This is a genomic window from Limnohabitans radicicola (genome assembly GCF_014837235.1).
GTDB classification, from domain to species: Bacteria; Pseudomonadota; Gammaproteobacteria; order Burkholderiales; family Burkholderiaceae_C; genus Limnohabitans_A; species Limnohabitans_A radicicola.
This window is the reverse complement of the sequence record NZ_JACYFT010000002.1, coordinates 731,464-749,480: the sequence shown is the minus strand read 5'-3', so window position 1 is coordinate 749,480 and position 18,017 is coordinate 731,464. Positions and strand designations below refer to the sequence as shown.

The window sequence follows — 18,017 nt, the reverse complement described above, 5'->3', positions numbered from 1 at the left end:
TGCTACAGTCTTTTCATGTACCTGCCCCAGCAATTCAACCACCCCCAGCACGCTGCGACCATCATGCGCGAACACCCGTTCGCGAGTCTGGTGTCCACCGACGGCGATGGCTTTCCGTTTGTCACGCATTTGCCGCTCAAACTGATCGAAGAGGGCGGTCAGCCGATGGCGCTGCTGGGCCACTGTGCCCGCGCCAACCCGCATGCCGGTTTCTTGGAAGCTCGGCCGCAGGCCTTGGTGACTTTCATGGGGCCGCAGGCTTACATGTCGCCGGCTGTGTACCCCGATTTGCAGCGCGTGCCGACCTGGACTTACCTGGCGGTGCACGCCCGTGTCGAGGCCCGCATGTTGGAGGGTGACGAAGCCAAGGACGCACTGCTCAAGCAGCTGATTGCCGGTCATGAACCTGCTTACGCCGCACAATGGCGCTCATTGCCAGAGAGCTACACCCACGCCATGCTGAACGGCATCGTGGCTTTTGAATTGAAGATTCTTGAACTGCAGACCAAGGTCAAGATCAACCAGCACCGCCCCGAATCGCATACCGCCATGCACGCGGCTTATGCTCAAGGCGGTGAACAGGAAAAAGCCCTCGCGCAATGGATGCAGCGTCTCGGTATGGTGGCCTGAACGTGAACACCATGCAGCAAGATGCTCACTGGATGGGTCTGGCGCTCGAACAAGCCCGCGCTGCAGCGGCTGCGGGCGAGGTGCCTGTGGGCGCTGTGGTCGTCAAGGACGGTCAACTGATCGCCGCAGGCCGAAACGCCCCGATTGCCGGGCACGACCCGACGGCGCATGCCGAAGTCGTGGCCCTGCGCGAAGCGGCGCGGGTGCTAGGCAACTACCGGCTCGACGGCTGCACGCTGTATGTGACGCTGGAGCCCTGCGCCATGTGCAGCGGGGCCATGCTGCATGCCCGGCTGGACCGCGTCGTGTTTGGCGCGGCCGACCCGCGCACGGGCGTGGCAGGCTCGGTGCTCAACCTGTTCGGGCACACGCAGCTGAACCACCAAACCCAGGTCACGGGTGGCGTACTGGCCGACGCCTGTGGCCAATTGCTCAAGGACTTTTTCAAACCCCGTCGCGTGAATGCCGACCCGGTGCGCGAGGACGCCTTGCGCACACCCGACGCCGCGTTCGCCGATCTGCCCGATTACCCCTGGCAGCCGAACTACATCAGCGACTTGCCCGGCATCACCGGGCTGCGCATGCACTACCTGGATGAGGGCCCCAAGGACGCGCCATTGACCTGGCTGTGCCTGCACGGCAACCCGGCCTGGAGTTACCTGTACCGCAAGATGATCCCAGTCTTTCTGGCGCAGGGCCACCGCGTGGTGGCCCCCGACCTGATCGGCTTTGGCAAGAGCGACAAGCCCAAGAAGGACGCTTTTCACCAGTTTGAAACCCACCGCCAGTCCCTGCTGGATCTGATCGAGCGGCTGGATTTGCAGCGCGTGGTGTTGGTGGTGCAGGACTGGGGCGGCATTCTGGGCCTGACTTTGCCGATGGATGCGCCAGAGTGTTACAAAGGTCTGCTGGTCATGAACACGACCCTGGCCACGGGCGAGCGGCCGCTCAGTGCAGGTTTTCTGGCCTGGCGCGACTGGTGCCAAAGCCAGCCGCTGTTCGATGTGGGCAAACTGTTCAAGCGCGGCAACCCCGGCATGACACCGCAAGAGACGGCGGCCTATAACGCGCCGTTCCCTGATAAAGGCTTTCGCGCTGCACTGCGGGCTTTCCCTCCCATGGTGCCCGAGTTTGTCGACTCGCCCGGCGCGGCCATTTCTCGGCAAGCGCAGGCCTTTTGGCGTGATGATTGGCAAGGGCAAAGCCTGATGGCCATTGGCCAGCAAGACCCGGTGCTGGGCGAGCCGGTGATGCGCCAGTTGCAAAGCCAGATCCAAGGCTGTCCCGAGCCGATGCTGCTGCCTGACGCAGGCCATTTTGTGCAGGAGCAGGGCAGGGTGATTGCCGAGGCAGCTGTGCGACACTTCAAGCCCTGAAAAAGAACACTGCCCATGGCCCACATTTACATTTTTTCTCCCTCCAGCGCGGTGCGTGACAAAGCGGCTTTTCGCCGGGGCGTGAGGCGCCTGCAAGCCCAAGGGCACCAGGTGGAGCTGGACGAGGCGGCGCTGGCCAGCCACATGCGTTTTGCGGGGGATGACGCCACACGCGTCGCGGCCATCACCCGCGCTGCGGCCAGCGGGGCCGATGTGGCCATGATCGCGCGTGGCGGGTATGGCCTCACGCGCATCCTGCCTGCCTTGCCCTACAAGCAGATCGCCAAAGCGATCGATGGCGGCATGCAATTCGTTGGGCTGAGCGATTTCACGGCGTTCAACCAGGCTGTGTACGCCAAGACCGGGTGCATCAGCTGGCAAGGTCCGGCCCTGGGCGAAGACTTCGGCCCCGAGCAGGAGCCTGACGACATCATGCAGGCCTGCTTTGACGACCTGCTGCTGGAGCAAGGCGAAGGCACGGGCTGGCAATTGCCCAAAGCCGAGGCCGAGCGCCGCGTGGTGGTGAAAGACGCGCCGCTCTGGGGTGGCAACCTGACGGTGCTGACCTCCCTCTTGGGCACGCCGTATTTCCCGCAGGTCAAGGGTGGGGTGCTCTTCCTCGAAGACGTGGGCGAGCACCCCTACCGCATCGAGCGCATGCTCACACAGCTCTTGCATGCGGGTGTGTTGGCACAGCAAAAGGCGGTGCTGTTTGGCCAATTCAGCAACTACAAGCTGGTCCCGGCCCACGACAAAGGCTTCAAGCTGGCCACGGTGGTCGACTGGCTGCGCAGCCAGACCAAGGCCCCTGTGCTCACCGGTTTGCCTTTTGGCCATGTCGAAACCAAGGTCTTGCTGCCGGTGGGTGCCAAGGTGGACCTGGTCACCGAAGCGCGTGATGCACTGATGGTTTGGGGCCACATTTAAAGCGGGCTCAAACTGGGCGTGTTCAAAGCCACCCGCACAGGTGGCCCGAATAATAAAACTGGAGACTCCCGATGAAGTGGTTGGCACGTGCTGGGCTGGTGGCCCTGATGGCCTTGTTGGTGACTGGCGGTGTGCTGAATGTGGCCGCTTTGCGCAGCCTGCCGCAACTCGATGGCCAGTTATCCCTGAAGGGTCTTGGCACCGCAGTCAGGGTCACCCGCGATGCGTCAGACGTCACGCACATCGAGGCGAGCAGCGCATTGGATGCATGGCGTGCCATCGGTTTCATCCATGCACAAGAGCGCGGCTGGCAGCTGGAGTTCAACCGCCGCCTGATGCGCGGCGAGTTATCCGAAATCCTGGGTGCGGCCACGCTCGACACCGACAAGCTGATGCGCACGCTGGGCATCATGCAGGCAGCACGTGAGCAGCTCAAGGGCTTGTCGGCACCCACACGCGCTGCGCTGCAGGCCTACAGCGAGGGCATTGCACAAGCCCACGCTGTGGGCGCAGCGGGTCGCTCGCCCGAATTCCGCATCCTGGGCGTCAAGGCGGGCGGCAAGGTGGGCATGCCCTGGACACCTGAAGATTCGGTGGGCTGGGCCTTGATGATGGCACTCGATCTGGGCGGCAACTGGGGCAACGAGTTCGCCCGATTCAGCGCGTCGCAAGTGCTGAACCATGAGCAACTCTGGGACCTGATGCCAGCCTACCCCGGTGAGAACCCCGCCACCTGGGTGAACTTGCCCAGCCTCTATGAGCAGCTTGGTGCACACGCCAGTGTGCCCAAAACGGCGAAAACACAGGCGCTGCCTGCCAATGCGGTCGCACAATGGTCGCAAGACTGGGTGCGCGATGTGGGCACACTCGACGGCAAAGGCAGCAACAACTGGGTGGTGCCGGGCAGCCGCACCGCCAGCGGCAAGCCGCTGCTCGCCAATGACCCGCACTTGGCGCTCAGCGCCCCGGCCATCTGGTACTTTGCGCACCTCAAGGCCCCGGTGGCGGAAGCGGGTGGTGTGCGCTACCCGGCACTCGACGTGATTGGCGCAACGCTGCCCGGCATGCCCTTTGTGGTGCTGGGCCGCACAAAAGGTGTGGCCTGGGGCTTCACCAACACCGGGCCGGATGTGCAGGACCTGTACCTCGAAGAGATCGACCCGAACAACGCCGGGCAGTACCGCTTGCCTGAAGGCATGGGCGCATTCAAGACCCGCCAGGAAGTCATCCAGGTCAAAGGGCAGGGCGCGGTGAACATCACCGTGCGCAGCACCCGTCATGGCCCGGTGGTGAGCGACGTGCAGCCGCAATACCAAGGTGTACTCAACACCCAGCGCTACGCCATGGCCCTGCGTTGGTCGGCGCTCGAAGCCGACAACCGCACGGTGGACGCGGGCTTGCAGGCCAATTGGGCGCAATCGGTGGCCGAGTTGCAGTCGGCCTTTGCGCTGCACCACTCGCCCATGCAAAGCGTGGTCATGGCCGATACGCAAGGACAAGTCGGGTTCAAGGCTGTAGGCAAAGTCCCACTGCGCGCCGCCAACAACGATCTGAAGGGTGTGGCCCCGGCGCCTGGCTGGTTGCCGGAATACGACTGGACGGGTTGGTTGCCGTATGACCAGAACCCGACACTGAGCCACGCACAGATTGAACAAAAAGGCGGTCAGGCCACGGCCAACCAGAACATCTTGCCTCAGGGCTACAAACACTTCATCGGTTCGGACTGGACCACGCCCGAGCGCTTTGACCGCATCACGCAGCTGCTGGCGGCCACAGATAAGCACGACACCGACAGCTTTGCCCGCATCCAGAACGATGTGCTGTCGTTGGGCGCCAAGGCCTTGCTGCCTTATGCCCTCAAGGTGCAGCCTTCGCACCGCCTGGGTGGAGAGGCCTTGGCGCTGCTCAAGGTCTTTGATGGCCGCATGAGCCGGGATTCGGCAGCGGGCTTGATCCTCAACGTCTGGGCACATGAACTCACGGTGGATCTGATCAGCCCGGCCTTGGGCGATGTGCGGTTTCAGACGCTTTATGGCAAACGGCATTTTCGTCTGGGGCTCTTGGGCATCCTGGAGCGGCCTGATCCGTTCTGGTGTGGGGCACAAGGCTGCAATAAAGCGGCATCACTGGCCTTCGACAAGGCCTTGACCCGCATCGAGCGCTTGCAGGGCAGCCGGCCTGCTCAATGGCGCTGGGCCGCCATGCACCCGGCCGTCAGCAGCCACAAGCCGTTTGGCAAGGTGCCTGTGCTCAGCCGTCTCTTTGACGAACGCATTGACAGTGCGGGCGACCTGTTCACCGTCAATGTGGGCCAGTACTGGGCCAATGACAAGACCGAGCCCTTTGCCAACCGCCATGCCGCTTCGCTTCGGGCCATCTACGATCTGGCGGACCTGGAGCAGTCGCGCTTCATCTACCAGACCGGGCAGTCGGGTCATCCGGTCTCACCACGCAGCCGCAACATGGCACCGCTTTGGGCCAGCGGCCGCTACCTGCCTTTGCAAATGCAGCCCGGCGCTGCGCGGCACCAGCTGGTGCTGCAGCCCTGAGGATCAGTATCTCCGGATCAGGCGCGCTGCATCAGACGTTCAATTGCAGCGGCAAGCTGCGCAGGCGCTTTCCGGTCAGCACAAACACCGCGTTGGCCACAGCGGGGGCAATCGGGGGCAGGGCAGGCTCGCCCACGCCTTCGGGGTGCGCGGTGCTGGCCACGATGTGGGTTTCGACCACAGGGCACTCGGCCATGCGCAACGCAGGGTAGTCGTGAAAATTGGACTGTTTCACGCGCCCTTGCTCGATGTCGATGCGGCCGTACAGCGCAGCCGACAAACCGTACGCCACCGAGCTTTCGACCTGCTGTGCAATCGTGTTGGGGTTGACCGCCATACCGCAATCGATGGCGCACACCACACGGTGCACACGGATGGCGCCTTGTGCATCCACCGACACCTCGGCCACTTGGGCCACCACGGATCCAAAGGATTCGTGCAGCGCAATGCCCCGGGCTTTGCGGGCGCCATCGGGGGCAGGGGAGAGCGGCTGGCCCCAGCCCGCCTTGCTGGCGGCCAGTTGCAGCACGGCCTTTTGGCGTGGGTGTTGGGTCAGCAAGTCGAGGCGGTAGGTCAGCGAATCGGCCTTGGCTGCATGCGCGCACTCGTCAACAAAGCTTTCCTTGAAAAACGCCTGGTGCGAATGCCCGACCGAGCGCCAGTAACCCACGGGCACGGGCAGATCGACCGTGACGTGGCCGACGCGCACGTTGGGGAATTCGTAGGCCACATCGTATGAACCTTCGGATGTGGTTTTGTCCGGGCCCATGCCGGGCATGCCCACGTTGCGTGGCAAAAAGTTGGGGGTGATGGCCTGACCTGCCGAGACATTGCGCCAAGCCGCGATGCGGCCCTGAGCGTCCAGTCCGGCTTCGAACCGCGACACGCAAGCCGGGCGATAAAAGTCGTGTTGTGTGTCTTCTTCGCGGCTCCAGAGCAACTGCACCGGGCGGCCCCTGAATGATTTGGCCACCGTGGCGGCCTGTGCCACCACATCGACTTCCAGCCTGCGGCCAAAACCGCCGCCCAGGTAGGTCAGCTGCATCTCGACCTGTTCGTCTTTCAGGCCCAGCGCCTTGGCGGCTGCCTGGCGGGCAAGGCCGGGCACCTGTGTGGGCACCCAGACCGTGGCCTTGTTGCCATCAAACAGCACGGTGCAGTTCATCGGCTCCATGGTGGCGTGGGCCAGGTAGGGCGCGCTGTATTGGGATTCGAGTTGGGTGGTGGCGCCGCTCAGCGCTTTCTGCACATCGCCTGCTTTCCAGAAGCCGAAGCCGTCGTCTTCTTTCACGGCTTTGGCCAATTGGGCCTGCACATCGCTGCTGGACATGATGGCCATGGGGCCATCGTTGTAGGTGATCTTCAGTGCTTGCAGCGCCTTGCGCGCTTGCCAATACTGCTCTGCCACCACGGCCACGCCACCGCTGCTGCCGTGCGCTGCAGGCAAGATCAGCACGCCTTTCACGCCGGGCATGGCATGGGCTTGGGTGTCGTCCACGGTGTTGACCGTGCCGCCGAGCACAGGCGACATGGTGATGGCGGCATGCAGCATGCCAGGCAACTTGACATCCAGTCCAAACATCGCCGAGCCATCGACTTTGGCCGCGCTGTCGTTGCGTGGCATCGGCTTGCCAATGAGCTGGAAATCGGCATGGGTTTTGAGGGTGAATTGTTCGGCGGGCTTGGGATCGGCTCCCAGCCACTGCACTGCGTTGGCGAAAGTGGCGGTTTGGCCAGCGGGCCCCTTGAAAACACCTTGCTGCAGGCTGATTTGGCTGGCAGGCACCGACCACTGTTGGGCCACGGCCTGGACCAGGGTGGCGCGCGTCACGGCTGCCGCCTCGCGCATGGGCAGCCAGAGGTCTTTGGTGCTCGACGAGCCCCCGGTCATCATGATGCCCATCTGGCCCATCATGCCTGACACGACCCAGCGCATGCTGCGTGCGACTGGGCCCTGGTCGTCGGGGCGGAATGGCACGCCATCGGCCATGGCGGCGATGTTGCCGTAGAGCTTATCGATGGGCGCGTTTTCGGTGCGGATCTGGTCCCAGGCGCAGTCCAGTTCCTCGGCCACCAGCATCATCAGCCCGGTGTGGATGCCTTGGCCCATTTCGGCCTTGGAAAGCACCACGGTCACGATGCCATCGGTGCCCAGTTTGATCCAGCCGTTCAGGGCGATCTGGCCTTTCGCCAACGGCAGGCGGGTGTTGCGAAGTTGTTGTCGATCGGTGCTGCAGCCCACCACATAGCCACCCGCAGCCAGCGTGGCCGCGATCAGGAGGTAACGCCGATTGATTTTCATCTGAGAACCCTGTGCTTTGAACCCGGTCTGGGCGACTGCCTGCATTAAAGCCCGAAATTGGTGCGCGTGGTCAAGTGCGTTGTCCGACAGAGGACATCGCCATCTGGCCCATCAGCCGGGTTGCGTTGACTTGATTGAAGATTCCCCATAGATTACTTAACATAATATACAGAGCAGTCAAAAGAGCACTCGAAATTCGATCCTCTGGCTTCGGTGAGATAGGGCAAAAATCAGGTCACTGCATTCTCCTGGACATGGACCAAGTCAAGGAGAAATTTCATGCATCTCAAACCCAACACCATCGTCATTTCGTTGGTGTCCACAAAGGGCGGCGTTGGTAAAACAACAGTGGCTGCCAACCTGGCAGGACTGACTTCAGCGCTAGGCCTGCGCACATTGCTCATTGATGGCGATGTGCAGCCTGCACTGAGCAAATACTACCAGCTCAAAGATCCCGCGAACACCGGCATGGCGCAGGTGATCTCATCGGGCGGACTGATCACGGCTCAAGACATTAGCCACACAGACCATAGCCATCTGGACATCATCGTGTCCAACATGACCGATGCAACTCAGAACTGGCTCAAGCAACGCGAAGATCGCCTGATTTTGCTCAAGCGAGCAGTACGTCAACCGATGGTGCGTGACAACTACGACATCGTGATCATCGACACGCAGGGTGCCACAGGTGAGCTGCAGCGCACCGCCGCCATGGCAGCCGACATCATGATCAGCCCGATCAAGCCAGATCTGATGAATTACAGCGAGTTCCTCTCGGGGACGCTGGAGATGATGGCCCAACTCAACGCCATGTCAGATCTGTCAGCCGAGCTACGCTCAGGCACGCTGTGCTTGCTCATCAACAGCATGGACCGTACACGCAACAGCATGGGCGTGGCCCGAGCTGTTCGCAACGACTTCAGACAGCATCCCAATGTGCGATTGCTTGACACCGTGATTCCAGCAAGCACCGTTTATCCCACGGCGCGCAGCTTCAACACCCCAGTCCACATGCTAGACAAACCCAACGGCAACGGCCGCAGTGGTTACGAGATCATGCACCACTTGCTGCACGAACTGTTGCCTCATCTCAAGGGGGTTTGGGCTGAAGGTTCCCCATTGGGGCACGAGGATCACGACGCAGCTCAAGGAGTCTGAAATGGACGTCCTTCAGTTGGAAATCCAAATCGCAAAGGATGAATTGGCGCGGGCGGTCACATACCACGGCACAACCAGGCTTGAGGTGGGTGAAATCGTTCTGCATGGCTCAGAGATTGATGAAGTGTTGGCAACGGTGCAGAACGTATTGACGCGCCGTCTGAATACGCTCGAGCAGCAGCAAGGAGAGCCGACATGAACAAGCGCATCAGCGTTGATGAAATCGCGGCAATGACGGCAAGCGCCAAACACCGGATTCTTGCAGCTAAGTCGCCCGATGAGATCCATGTCATCTCGGTCATTGAATTGCCGGTGACTGACGTCGAGGTTTACGACAAAAACCCACGGCACCACGACAACCCCAAGTACGAAGAAATCAAGGAGTCCATCCGCATCCGAGGCCTGGAGTCGGCGCTCTACATCACCAAGCGACCCGGAACCAACCGGTACATCCTGGCACGGGGTGGGAAAACCCGCCTCAAGGCCCTGCAGGAACTCGCTCGCGAAAACCCACAGAAATGGGGCAAGCTCAATTTCCACGAAGTACCCTTTGTCAGCGAGTCAGAGATTCTGGCTGCGCATCTGGTGGAGAACATCGGTCGCAGTGAGATGTGCTTCTGGGATGTGGCCGAAGGTCTGACCACGCTCAAGGCAGAAATCGAGAAGGAAACTGGGAAGCCTGTCAGCACAAGATCGTTGCCAGAACTTCTCAAAAGTCGAGGCGTGGAGGCCACGCGCGACCTGGTGGTCAACAGCGAGTTTGCGGTGTGCTTTTTGCGTGAGCTGGGCCCGTGGCGACAGGCGTTAGGGTTTGACCATGTTCACAGCATTTTGCGTCCCAAATTCAAGGCATTTCAGGATCTGTGGCTGCTGGACAGAGACAAAACAAAGGACTCATTCCAGGCCCTGTGCGATCAGGTGGTGGGTGCGTGCGTGCAGCAACACCCCGAATACAGTCCGGAGCTGTTGGTGGCCGAGATGGTCGGCAGCATGGCACCTGAGTTTGGGTGCTCCAGGGGGGCGCTGTTGGCTGCCCTGCATGCCCATCAGGAAAGTGCCATTCGCGACTTGCAGGGTCTGCAAGCACTGCTGCAGGCCAAAGAGCAAACACTCGCGCAGCAAGCCCGTAGCGAGGAAGGTTCTGGTCATGCCCAGGATGAGCCGCCCACGGTTGAGCTTGGGCTTGGCGGCGCAACTCAACCACCTCTGGCCAAGCCTCCTCAGAATGAGGGACTACAGAACCTGCAACGCACGATAGATCAGGCGCGCTCACGCGCGACGGATGTGCCTGGAATCCCGGGCGTTTCGGTTGTGCAAGGCCTGACCCCACGCCCGCCTAAAGCGCCTGCCCAACGAGGCGCACAAGGGCAGGGCATGCTTTCTCTGCACGGAGGCCCACTCAATGCGCAGGAGTTGATGGCACTGGAGCGAGAGGGCCAAGAGGGCTTGGCCCGTCGTGTTCTGTGGGATGCGCTGCAAGATTTTGGGGACGAGGCGGGGATTGCCGAGCTGATCACCCCATCGCAGTCACCCGCGCTGGCCTATGGCTTCTACATGGAGCTGCCAGAACCAGGCAAGCTGGGCGCTAGCCTGGATGACATCGCGGTGCAGGCCTGGTGGCTTTTGGCGGGACTGTCCGAACAGGGGCAGCCTCATGTTGCCGAACGGCTCATCGATCCCCAAACAGGCCAGATTGTTAGCGAAGCCATTCGGCAGGGGCCGGGCACGTTTTCTACCATCATTCTGGATGCACAGGCGTTCGAGAATGCGCTGCGCGAGAGGCTCGGTGGACAGCCTGTCGACTTGGCAGTCTTGTTGTTGCACATTTTGACCGAGCGCCGCAGTCCGTTGCATCAAGTGACCTTAGCCCTCATCGATGCCTGTGCCAACTGGAAAGCATGCCGGGGGGTGTCATGAGCGCAACACCAGCATCCAGATTAAATCCGACGAGCAAGCAGGCAGCTTTACCTGCGGCACCCGATACCCACGGCAGACCACATGTTGTGGAAATCGCATCGCCAACCATTGCACGCGCTGTGGTGGCCGAATTGCTGTTGCAACCGGACTTACTTAGTGAGACCGTACGCAAAGCATTGACAGGCATGGAGGGGGCTGATCGCGCCATGGCGACCGCGCTTGAGCGCATGACCGTTTGGGTCGATCTCTCCGGCATTCTGATCCAAGGCCTTTCTTTGGAGGAAAAACAGTGGCGGCAGGCAGCGCTGAGGTACTGCGTGATGCGTCAGGCGCACTTTGAACTGCTGCATGAGCTTTTCAAGGTCTCTCGCGCCGAACTGGCATTGCTTCGCCAGGATCTTGGTGTGGTTGTGAAAACCAGGCCCAAATCGATCCCGGATTCAGCAGTATTGAACATTCATGCTGCCTGGGAGCGAATCAACCAAAAATTCACAGAGCGTGCTGCGGATCTGTGGATTGCCTTGGCGGACGAGTTTCCTCAGTACGGCCTCAACAGCCTCTATAAGGTCATCGTGAAGGAGGGGCGTGATGACCGCGATTAATCCAAGTATCCGCATTGCGCCAAGCATGAGCACGGCGGTAACGGCACTCTCCATGGAACAGCAGATGCTCCTGCGCACGCTGGCCGAAAAACAGCGCCCTATGAGCGTGTTTGAACTGACCAATCACTGGACACCCACCTGGAGCCTGCAGGAGGTCCAGAAATTCATGCAAGAGCTGGTCCAACTCGGCTGGGTTCGGGCCGATGGCCGGGAATCCAAGGTCTTTTACATCATTGATCGCGCAACTACATCTGGGAGAAAGCCATGATCGCCTCCAGCCGCAAAATCTACGATGTCATCGTCAAGCGCGTTGATGAGCAGACCAAACAAACGGTGTTTTTGCTGCCTGACGGGCAAGAAATCGTTGCGGACGATTCGGTTGCATGGACAGAAGGTCGCCGTGGTGTGCTCATCCAGTTTTCTTCTGGCGATCTCAGGTTTTCTGAGTACGTCGAACAGAGGCTGCGTAAAGTCGGTGACATTCACCCTGCATCAAGTGGGGCACCAAGACACGGCAGATGCGGCGGAATCATTTGGCAGCTCGATGGAGATCGAGAAGGTAGACGCATCTTCGCCAGTGAAGTCATTGTTCCTGGCATAGAGGGGAAGTTCATCCCTGATCAAACACAAGAATTGAAGCTGCTGATTCCGCCTGAGTTGATCGCGATGTGTGAGAGCCGTGGGCTGACGGCTAAAGATGTCCTCGAAGGGTTCATTGCTGATCTTTGCGGGCTTCAAAACTACTTCGTCCTACCACGAGAAGACGGCTACAGCTCCAACGGCAGTGATGAGCGGGAGTATGCCGAACAATGGTTTGAACGTGCTTACCCCGATTGGAGCAATACCGAGGGGCAGTCATGACCCAGCACGACAAGATCCTGGAAAAAATCAGGAAGTGCATGGCGCTGTCCAGCAGCTCCAACGAGCACGAAGCGGCCATCGCGCTGCGTCAGGCACAAAAGCTCATGGAACTTCACGGCATCACCGATGTTGATGTCAAAGCCGCTCAAGCAGAAGAGCGTCGAGCCAGGGCAAGCGCAAGGCGTCGACCTGCAGGTTGGGAAAACATGCTGGCCAGCGACGTCGCCTCAGCTTTTGGTTGCCGCTTGATTTTCTGCCAAGAGTGGGATGGTGGACGGTGGAGCTACATCGGATGCGGTGCGGCACCGGAGATTGCACAGTACGCCTTTACGGTTTTGCTCAGACAGGTCAAGAAGGCTCGTGCTGAGCACATCGAAACCAAGCTGAACCGGTGCAAGGCCGTCACCAAAACCCGTCGAGCAGACCTATTCTGTGAAGGGTGGGTTCGATCTGTCTCCAGCACGATCTCTGCATTGGCAGCCGACACGCAGCGCACTGAAGCCATCAATGCATTTATTGCTGTTCGATATCCAGAGCTGTCAGCGTTGAAAACTCAAGACAGGAATCAAGGCAAAAAACTCAGCGATCGGGAAATCGCGGATTACTTGGCAGGCAGTGAGCAGGGAAAAGTAGTTCGACTCAATCACGGCATGGGGCACCAGTCAAGCCAAATGGAAAGGATTTCGGCATGACCTCCGTTGAGATCCTTCACTTTCATCTGTTCGCAGGCCTGGGCGGCGGCGCCAAGGGCTTCAACCAGGCCAAGCCGCGTGCGGGTCAGCTGCAGGGCAACTTTAGGTGCCTGGGCGGAATTGACGTTGACCCCGGCGCCATGCACGACTTCGAGCAGCTGACCGGCACCAAAGGCACAGTGCTCGACTTGTTCGACCGCGAACAGTACGTGACCTTCCATGGCTGCAATCCGCCCCAGGGCTGGAAGGAGGCCACTGCTGCCGACATCCAGCGAGCGGCCGGTGGGGAACGCCCCCACATCGTCTTTCTCTCGGCGCCCTGCAAAGGGTTCTCGGGGTTGCTGGCCGCGGGCAAAAGCAAGACCGACAAGTACCAGGCGCTGAACCGCCTTACGCTGCGCGGTGTATGGCTCATGCTGGAGGCATGGCGCGACGATCCGCCTGAGCTGGTGATTTTTGAAAATGTGCCCCGCATCGCAACCCGTGGTCGCCACCTGCTCGATCAGATCGGTGACCTGCTGCGTGCTTATGGTTACGCGGTGGCCGAAACCACCCATGACTGCGGGGAGCTGGGCGGCCTGGCAGAGAGCCGCAAGCGGTTTTTGCTGGTGGCGCGGCACATGGAAAAGGTGCAGCCTTTCCTGTACCAGCCCGACACCAAGCCGCTGCGCGCTGTGGGCGATGTGCTCGGGCGTATGCCCATGCCCGGCGCCGAGCTGGCCGGGCCCATGCACCGCATGCCTCGCTTGGCGTGGAAAACATGGGTCCGGTTGGCATTCGTGGAGGCTGGCAGCGATTGGCGCAGCCTGAACAAGCTGGTTGTAGAAAACGGGCACTTGCGCGACTACCTGATCGTGCCTTCGCAGCATCCGACCCTTGGTGTGCCAGATCCTCGCTTTGAGCAGTCAGCCAAGTGGAAGGACGGGCAAGCGCTGGGCGTTCGCATGTGGAGTGAGCACACTGGCGCCATTGCCGGCCAGCAAGGGCCGCTGCAGGGTGCTTACAGCGTGGCAGATCCGCGCCATGCCGGCCCGGCCAAGCACAGCAATGAATTCCGGATCGTGCCTTGGGATGACTCGGCCTGCGCCGTGACCAGTGCTCATGGCAGTGGCCAATGCGTCGCAGATCCGCGACGTGAGGGGCCATCGTTTGGCAAATACGCGGTGACGCCTTTTGGGTCGCCCACCGGCACGGTCATCAGTGGCAGCACCACGGGGCAGGGGGCCTTTGCAGTGGCAGATCCACGCTCGGGCTTGAGTCGTGCCAAAGGCGACCACTACCTGACTGCAGGCCACTACGGTGTGGTGCCCTGGACAGGACCGGCTGGGGCGGTGAGTGCATCGGCGGGGCATGACAACGGTCGCTGGTCTGTAGCAGATCCACGCATGCCGAGTCTCACTGACAAGCTCGATGCCGTCATCTGGTCACTCGACGGCACACGACACCGTCCATTCACAACGCTGGAGCTGGCGGCACTGCAGAGCTTGATCGACCCCGAGGACACTTGGGTGCCCTGGCGACTGCAGGGCGAAAACGACCAGGAATGGCGTGAGCGCATCGGCAATGCCGTCCCCAGCGCTGCTGCTGAAGCCATTGCAGAGGTGATGGGCGAGACCCTGCTGCTGGCCTGGTCGGGTGAGACGTTTTCTTTGTCGGCTAAGCCCGTGTGGGTGCGCCCGGTGGCGGCAGCACTGAGTGTGGCAACACAGGAGCAAGGATGAGCAAGGACACCAAGATCGAATGGGCTGACCACACGTTCAATCCGTGGGTGGGTTGCACCAAGGTTTCGCCTGCGTGCGACCATTGCTATGCAGAAGGGTGGGCCAAGCGCAGCGGCATGGTGCAGTGGGGCGCCCACGCGCAGCGCCGGCGCACCAGCGATGCGAACTGGCGGCAGCCCACCAGGTGGAACGCCGATGCCAAGAGGCTTGGCATCCGGTACCGAGTGTTCTGTTCAAGCCTCGCCGATGTGTTCGATAGCGCGGTGCCGGCGCAGTGGCGGATTGAACTGATGAAGCTGATCTGTGAGACACCGCACCTGGACTGGCTGCTCCTCACAAAGCGCATCGGTAACGCCTCGGCGATGCTAGAGACTTCATTCCGCGCTGTGTACCACCAACGAGAAGGTTGGGCCGACAACATCCCGTCCAACGTTTGGATAGGTGCAACGATCTGCAACCAGGAAGAAGCTGACAGAGACATCCCGAAGCTGCTGGCCGTGCCTGCCGCGAGGCGCTTCCTGAGCATGGAGCCGTTGCTTGGGCCGGTGGACCTCTCACAGGTGCAGGCTGGCTCGCGTGTCCTGGATGTGCTCCAAGGTGGTGGATTTCATGAAACCCACTTCGAACCCTTGCCACTGGACCACCACCCACGTGTGGATTGGGTCATTGTTGGCGGGGAATCTGGCCATGGTGCCCGCCCCATGCATCCGCAGTGGGTCCGCTCGCTGCGCGATCAATGCCAGGCAGCTGCCGTTCCCTTCTTTTTTAAACAGCATGGCGAGTGGCAATTTTGCGACGAAGGTACTGCCGTTCTGACGACGAGCCGTCGCATGGTGCACGTGCAGCTTGATGGTTCATTCCATGACAGTTATCAGGGTGTCGATGCTAACCAACGTGTAGAGCAAACAGTGTGGGTTGGCAAAAAGGCTGCGGGCCGAATGCTGGATGGTCGTGACTTTAGCGAGGTCCCCGTATGAACACGAAAACCGGCGCTGCGCTGTATCCAGCAATTGATCCTCCAAATTGGCCAGCAAGCCTGGCTCCAGTTGAGCCTGGCGTTCGGCCGCTCTGCGATGCGCTCAATGCGCTGCCAGACACCTACACCTTGTGGTCATGTGAGGGACACCCTGGGCGTGAAGCCAAGCCTTTTGTCACCTTTATTGCGCCCCAGGACATTGCTTTTAGTTTGTCCAGACTGATCGAATGCTCGCCATACCTGAAGTTCAACTGGGTGTTGACCGCAGGGTTTAGAGAGGACGGCTCATTGCAATACACCCTTCGCCCCAGTGATATCCGCCTCAACAGACAGTGGTTCTCTTGGTGGTCAAGAAAACAATGGTCGCATGACAAGATGTGCGCCGAACTGTTGCGGCTTGCTCAACTTGTTGCTCGGGAAAGTGTCCCAACCAAAGGAATCCCAAATGAATGATTCAAACATGCAAAAGCCTATTTTTCCAAATGCCCAAGCCATGGATCACGCTGAGGCAAAAAGCCTGGCGATGAGAGCGCTTGTATTTTCCTTTTCCTATGGACTGATACGTTTGAAAAAATTAGCGGTTTCAGAAGAGAAATTCATGGTTGGATTAATCGCTGTACCTGCAGCAATGCTGATTGTGACTGAAATGCTCTCGCCAGATAATTTCTGGCCCTGGATTGCTATTATTTTTTATTTATTCGGTGGTCTATTTATTTTATTGAGCATTTTCAAGTCGAATAATCCAGAAGAAGCAATGGGTTTGATCACAGTAAAAAACAACTGGATCATTGTGTCTTCGGTTATTGTTTTTGCTGCATTGACCTTTGGAGGGATGTTCTATTCAAGTCATTCAGTCAAACAAGATATTGATAAAATTATTTCCCTGGCGACCAATGCCGATATCACTGAGGCAAATAAATATATTGATGCTGAGAATTTTGGATTTCCAAAATATTCAGAGATGGGTGAATACGCTCCTGACACATTGTTTTGGCATGATTACGAGCGATGCTCAAAGAACCCAATTGTATTGTCGCGTCTTGTTAAAAATGAATTATCCAAAGAAATCACAATTCGAGACTCCTACAAAACAGCTGCAGCTTGGCCGATATCAACAGAATATACGGTGTACAACGGTAATTATCCAAAAGGGGCATACTCCTATGGGTTCGGTTTTGGCAAAAAAAATGGTGATCAAAATTATGTGCTGAAGGACTTGATGATTATTTTGCCAATTGATGAATCAAAAAGAAAAGATCGAGTCATTCAGCATTTGAGGCTCATCAATTCACTGTGCCAAGATCAATGATTGCTCAATAGCAATTTTTGCGATCAACCCATTTGACCATTGAATGACCTGCAATCAAAACACCGACCACCAGGAGCAGCTGCATCCAAGCTGTGGCATACCATTCGATTGTTTGAGGAAAGTTCAGGTATTCACTTTTGTAACCACCATGAATACCGAACGCATCCAGAATCGGAATGATGTCAATGAAGTACAGCGCGGCAATAACCGGGTAATAAGTCTTATTGATTTTGAAATCAAAGATGTCGGTGAAATAAATGATGCATGCGGTTGTTGTTAAAACTGCCGCAGTGGACAAAAAGATCAATGGCGAATTGGAGAAGAAAAACAATGGGATCGAAATCAGCAATGCTGCCGCTGAAATCACAGAGAAAGTCGCATGGCTTTGAGGTCTGAAATCGCTGTTCATGGGGGGTCTCTCCTAAAAGGTGGTGTTGATGGGAAGGTGGTGGGCGCGCTGCTGGAAACTTTGCGCCCGCCACCATCATACCCAGCGGAGAGACTTCCCACCCTTCCAAAAATATGCCAAATCGTTCGTTCAAATCGAGCAAAGGAAATCTAAATGAATCAACCCGTTGACCTGATCGATGCCCTTGAGCGCGAGCCCGAACTGGCGCTGTTGGTGGCTCAACCACCCATCGCATTTCACCGCAGCTTTGTGGACATCACTGGCTCTGCCATGGCGGCGCTGTTGCTGTCGAGCTACTTGGAACAGCAGGAGTCTCAGCCCTTGACGCTGGACGGCTGGTTTGAAGTCGATGGCGCTGATCTTCAGTACCGCAGCGGCCTGGCTGACAAAGAACGGCAGATGGCTCACAAGACGCTGCTCAGTCAAAGCTTGGTCCGTGATCGACGCGGCAAAACCGGCAGACGAGAGCTGAAGATCGACTTTGACCGAATCTCACACGCCATTTTGGCGGCCGCACGCCAGCGCTCGGTGCGCTCACAGATTCCAAACGACCAGGTCAATCCGTTGACACTTGCTCACTGAATACCG

At 59.0% G+C, this 18,017-nt stretch carries 18 protein-coding genes; 16 read left to right on the top strand and 2 right to left on the bottom strand.

Translation table 11 applies throughout. The features are described 5' to 3' along the window. Window positions 1-15 precede the first annotated feature (15 nt). The 4 genes from IC609_RS11335 (at window position 16) to IC609_RS11320 (ending at window position 5,482) form a co-directional block, all read left to right on the top strand. Window positions 16-630 (top strand): FMN-binding negative transcriptional regulator, encoded by a 615-nt coding sequence (locus tag IC609_RS11335; protein WP_191819600.1) that lies wholly within the window; start codon window positions 16-18, stop codon window positions 628-630. Beyond that, on the top strand, window positions 600-2,006 hold the full coding sequence (gene tadA / locus IC609_RS11330; protein WP_408611030.1) for a tRNA adenosine(34) deaminase TadA: 1,407 nt from the start codon (window positions 600-602) through the stop codon (window positions 2,004-2,006). Before IC609_RS11335 ends, tadA begins: the two co-directional genes overlap by 31 nt. 15 nt (window positions 2,007-2,021) lie before the next feature. Continuing rightward, a complete protein-coding gene (locus IC609_RS11325; RefSeq protein WP_191819598.1) occupies window positions 2,022-2,933 on the top strand; it encodes an LD-carboxypeptidase in 912 nt (303 codons plus the stop codon). A gap of 71 nt (window positions 2,934-3,004) precedes the next feature. Continuing rightward, the gene (locus IC609_RS11320) at window positions 3,005-5,482 is read left to right on the top strand and encodes a penicillin acylase family protein (protein ID WP_191819597.1); all 2,478 of its coding nucleotides are present in this window, start codon (window positions 3,005-3,007) and stop codon (window positions 5,480-5,482) included. Between the two features lie 31 nt (window positions 5,483-5,513). Here the strand turns inward: IC609_RS11320 and IC609_RS11315 are convergent, their stop codons facing one another. Further along, entirely contained in the window at window positions 5,514-7,784 is a 2,271-nt protein-coding gene (locus IC609_RS11315; RefSeq protein ID WP_191819596.1) for a xanthine dehydrogenase family protein molybdopterin-binding subunit, read from the bottom strand. Window positions 7,785-8,063: 279 nt separating this feature from the next. Between IC609_RS11315 and IC609_RS11310 the strand changes: the two genes are divergently transcribed. From IC609_RS11310 to IC609_RS11260, 11 genes are read left to right on the top strand one after another with little or no spacing between them, the layout of a single operon-like run. Then, window positions 8,064-8,942 (top strand): ParA family protein, encoded by an 879-nt coding sequence (locus IC609_RS11310; RefSeq protein WP_191819595.1) that lies wholly within the window; start codon window positions 8,064-8,066, stop codon window positions 8,940-8,942. 1 nt (window position 8,943) lies between these two features. Continuing rightward, window positions 8,944-9,141 carry a hypothetical protein gene (locus IC609_RS11305; protein ID WP_191819594.1) on the top strand — a complete coding sequence of 66 codons (198 nt, stop codon included), beginning with the start codon at window positions 8,944-8,946 and terminating at the stop codon, window positions 9,139-9,141. Next, window positions 9,138-10,859: a ParB N-terminal domain-containing protein gene (locus IC609_RS11300; RefSeq protein ID WP_191819593.1), complete on the top strand. Its 1,722-nt coding sequence runs from the start codon at window positions 9,138-9,140 to the stop codon at window positions 10,857-10,859. The genes IC609_RS11305 and IC609_RS11300 overlap by 4 nt, the downstream gene beginning before the upstream one ends. Beyond that, window positions 10,856-11,461: an STY4526/YPO1902 family pathogenicity island replication protein gene (locus tag IC609_RS11295; protein ID WP_191819592.1), complete on the top strand. Its 606-nt coding sequence runs from the start codon at window positions 10,856-10,858 to the stop codon at window positions 11,459-11,461. The genes IC609_RS11300 and IC609_RS11295 overlap by 4 nt, the downstream gene beginning before the upstream one ends. Further along, on the top strand, window positions 11,448-11,729 hold the full coding sequence (locus IC609_RS11290) for a hypothetical protein (RefSeq protein ID WP_191819591.1): 282 nt from the start codon (window positions 11,448-11,450) through the stop codon (window positions 11,727-11,729). Before IC609_RS11295 ends, IC609_RS11290 begins: the two co-directional genes overlap by 14 nt. Next, window positions 11,726-12,322 carry a hypothetical protein gene (locus IC609_RS11285; RefSeq protein ID WP_191819590.1) on the top strand — a complete coding sequence of 199 codons (597 nt, stop codon included), beginning with the start codon at window positions 11,726-11,728 and terminating at the stop codon, window positions 12,320-12,322. The genes IC609_RS11290 and IC609_RS11285 overlap by 4 nt, the downstream gene beginning before the upstream one ends. Beyond that, a complete protein-coding gene (locus tag IC609_RS11280; protein WP_191819589.1) occupies window positions 12,319-13,014 on the top strand; it encodes a DUF2786 domain-containing protein in 696 nt (231 codons plus the stop codon). Before IC609_RS11285 ends, IC609_RS11280 begins: the two co-directional genes overlap by 4 nt. Beyond that, entirely contained in the window at window positions 13,011-14,735 is a 1,725-nt protein-coding gene (locus tag IC609_RS11275) for a DNA cytosine methyltransferase (protein WP_191819588.1), read from the top strand. Before IC609_RS11280 ends, IC609_RS11275 begins: the two co-directional genes overlap by 4 nt. Then, window positions 14,732-15,712, top strand: coding sequence for a phage Gp37/Gp68 family protein (locus IC609_RS11270; RefSeq protein ID WP_191819587.1), 981 nt, complete (start codon window positions 14,732-14,734; stop codon window positions 15,710-15,712). The genes IC609_RS11275 and IC609_RS11270 overlap by 4 nt, the downstream gene beginning before the upstream one ends. Further along, window positions 15,709-16,164, top strand: coding sequence for a hypothetical protein (locus IC609_RS11265; RefSeq protein ID WP_191819586.1), 456 nt, complete (start codon window positions 15,709-15,711; stop codon window positions 16,162-16,164). Before IC609_RS11270 ends, IC609_RS11265 begins: the two co-directional genes overlap by 4 nt. After that, window positions 16,157-17,020, top strand: a complete 864-nt coding sequence (locus IC609_RS11260) for a hypothetical protein (protein ID WP_191819585.1) — start codon at window positions 16,157-16,159, stop codon at window positions 17,018-17,020. Before IC609_RS11265 ends, IC609_RS11260 begins: the two co-directional genes overlap by 8 nt. Window positions 17,021-17,024: 4 nt before the next feature. On the opposite strand, the gene IC609_RS11255 is transcribed toward IC609_RS11260, so the two are convergent. Then, the gene (locus IC609_RS11255) at window positions 17,025-17,429 is read right to left on the bottom strand and encodes a hypothetical protein (RefSeq protein WP_191819584.1); all 405 of its coding nucleotides are present in this window, start codon (window positions 17,427-17,429) and stop codon (window positions 17,025-17,027) included. A gap of 153 nt (window positions 17,430-17,582) precedes the next feature. Here IC609_RS11255 and IC609_RS11250 point away from each other — a divergent pair, with 153 nt between their 5' ends. Beyond that, window positions 17,583-18,011: a hypothetical protein gene (locus tag IC609_RS11250; RefSeq protein WP_191819583.1), complete on the top strand. Its 429-nt coding sequence runs from the start codon at window positions 17,583-17,585 to the stop codon at window positions 18,009-18,011. The last annotated feature ends 6 nt before the right edge of the window (window positions 18,012-18,017 follow it).

What these genes read in the sequence shown, in the direction of transcription:
- IC609_RS11335 (WP_191819600.1), top strand. Translation starts at nt 16, where the DNA reads ATGTACCTGCCCCAGCAATTCAACCACCCCCAGCACGCTGCGACCATC.
- tadA (WP_408611030.1), top strand. Translation starts at nt 600, where the DNA reads ATGGATGCAGCGTCTCGGTATGGTGGCCTGAACGTGAACACCATGCAG.
- IC609_RS11325 (WP_191819598.1), top strand. Translation starts at nt 2,022, where the DNA reads ATGGCCCACATTTACATTTTTTCTCCCTCCAGCGCGGTGCGTGACAAA.
- IC609_RS11320 (WP_191819597.1), top strand. Translation starts at nt 3,005, where the DNA reads ATGAAGTGGTTGGCACGTGCTGGGCTGGTGGCCCTGATGGCCTTGTTG.
- IC609_RS11315 (WP_191819596.1), bottom strand. Translation starts at nt 7,784, where the DNA reads ATGAAAATCAATCGGCGTTACCTCCTGATCGCGGCCACGCTGGCTGCG.
- IC609_RS11310 (WP_191819595.1), top strand. Translation starts at nt 8,064, where the DNA reads ATGCATCTCAAACCCAACACCATCGTCATTTCGTTGGTGTCCACAAAG.
- IC609_RS11305 (WP_191819594.1), top strand. Translation starts at nt 8,944, where the DNA reads ATGGACGTCCTTCAGTTGGAAATCCAAATCGCAAAGGATGAATTGGCG.
- IC609_RS11300 (WP_191819593.1), top strand. Translation starts at nt 9,138, where the DNA reads ATGAACAAGCGCATCAGCGTTGATGAAATCGCGGCAATGACGGCAAGC.
- IC609_RS11295 (WP_191819592.1), top strand. Translation starts at nt 10,856, where the DNA reads ATGAGCGCAACACCAGCATCCAGATTAAATCCGACGAGCAAGCAGGCA.
- IC609_RS11290 (WP_191819591.1), top strand. Translation starts at nt 11,448, where the DNA reads ATGACCGCGATTAATCCAAGTATCCGCATTGCGCCAAGCATGAGCACG.
- IC609_RS11285 (WP_191819590.1), top strand. Translation starts at nt 11,726, where the DNA reads ATGATCGCCTCCAGCCGCAAAATCTACGATGTCATCGTCAAGCGCGTT.
- IC609_RS11280 (WP_191819589.1), top strand. Translation starts at nt 12,319, where the DNA reads ATGACCCAGCACGACAAGATCCTGGAAAAAATCAGGAAGTGCATGGCG.
- IC609_RS11275 (WP_191819588.1), top strand. Translation starts at nt 13,011, where the DNA reads ATGACCTCCGTTGAGATCCTTCACTTTCATCTGTTCGCAGGCCTGGGC.
- IC609_RS11270 (WP_191819587.1), top strand. Translation starts at nt 14,732, where the DNA reads ATGAGCAAGGACACCAAGATCGAATGGGCTGACCACACGTTCAATCCG.
- IC609_RS11265 (WP_191819586.1), top strand. Translation starts at nt 15,709, where the DNA reads ATGAACACGAAAACCGGCGCTGCGCTGTATCCAGCAATTGATCCTCCA.
- IC609_RS11260 (WP_191819585.1), top strand. Translation starts at nt 16,157, where the DNA reads ATGAATGATTCAAACATGCAAAAGCCTATTTTTCCAAATGCCCAAGCC.
- IC609_RS11255 (WP_191819584.1), bottom strand. Translation starts at nt 17,429, where the DNA reads ATGAACAGCGATTTCAGACCTCAAAGCCATGCGACTTTCTCTGTGATT.
- IC609_RS11250 (WP_191819583.1), top strand. Translation starts at nt 17,583, where the DNA reads ATGAATCAACCCGTTGACCTGATCGATGCCCTTGAGCGCGAGCCCGAA.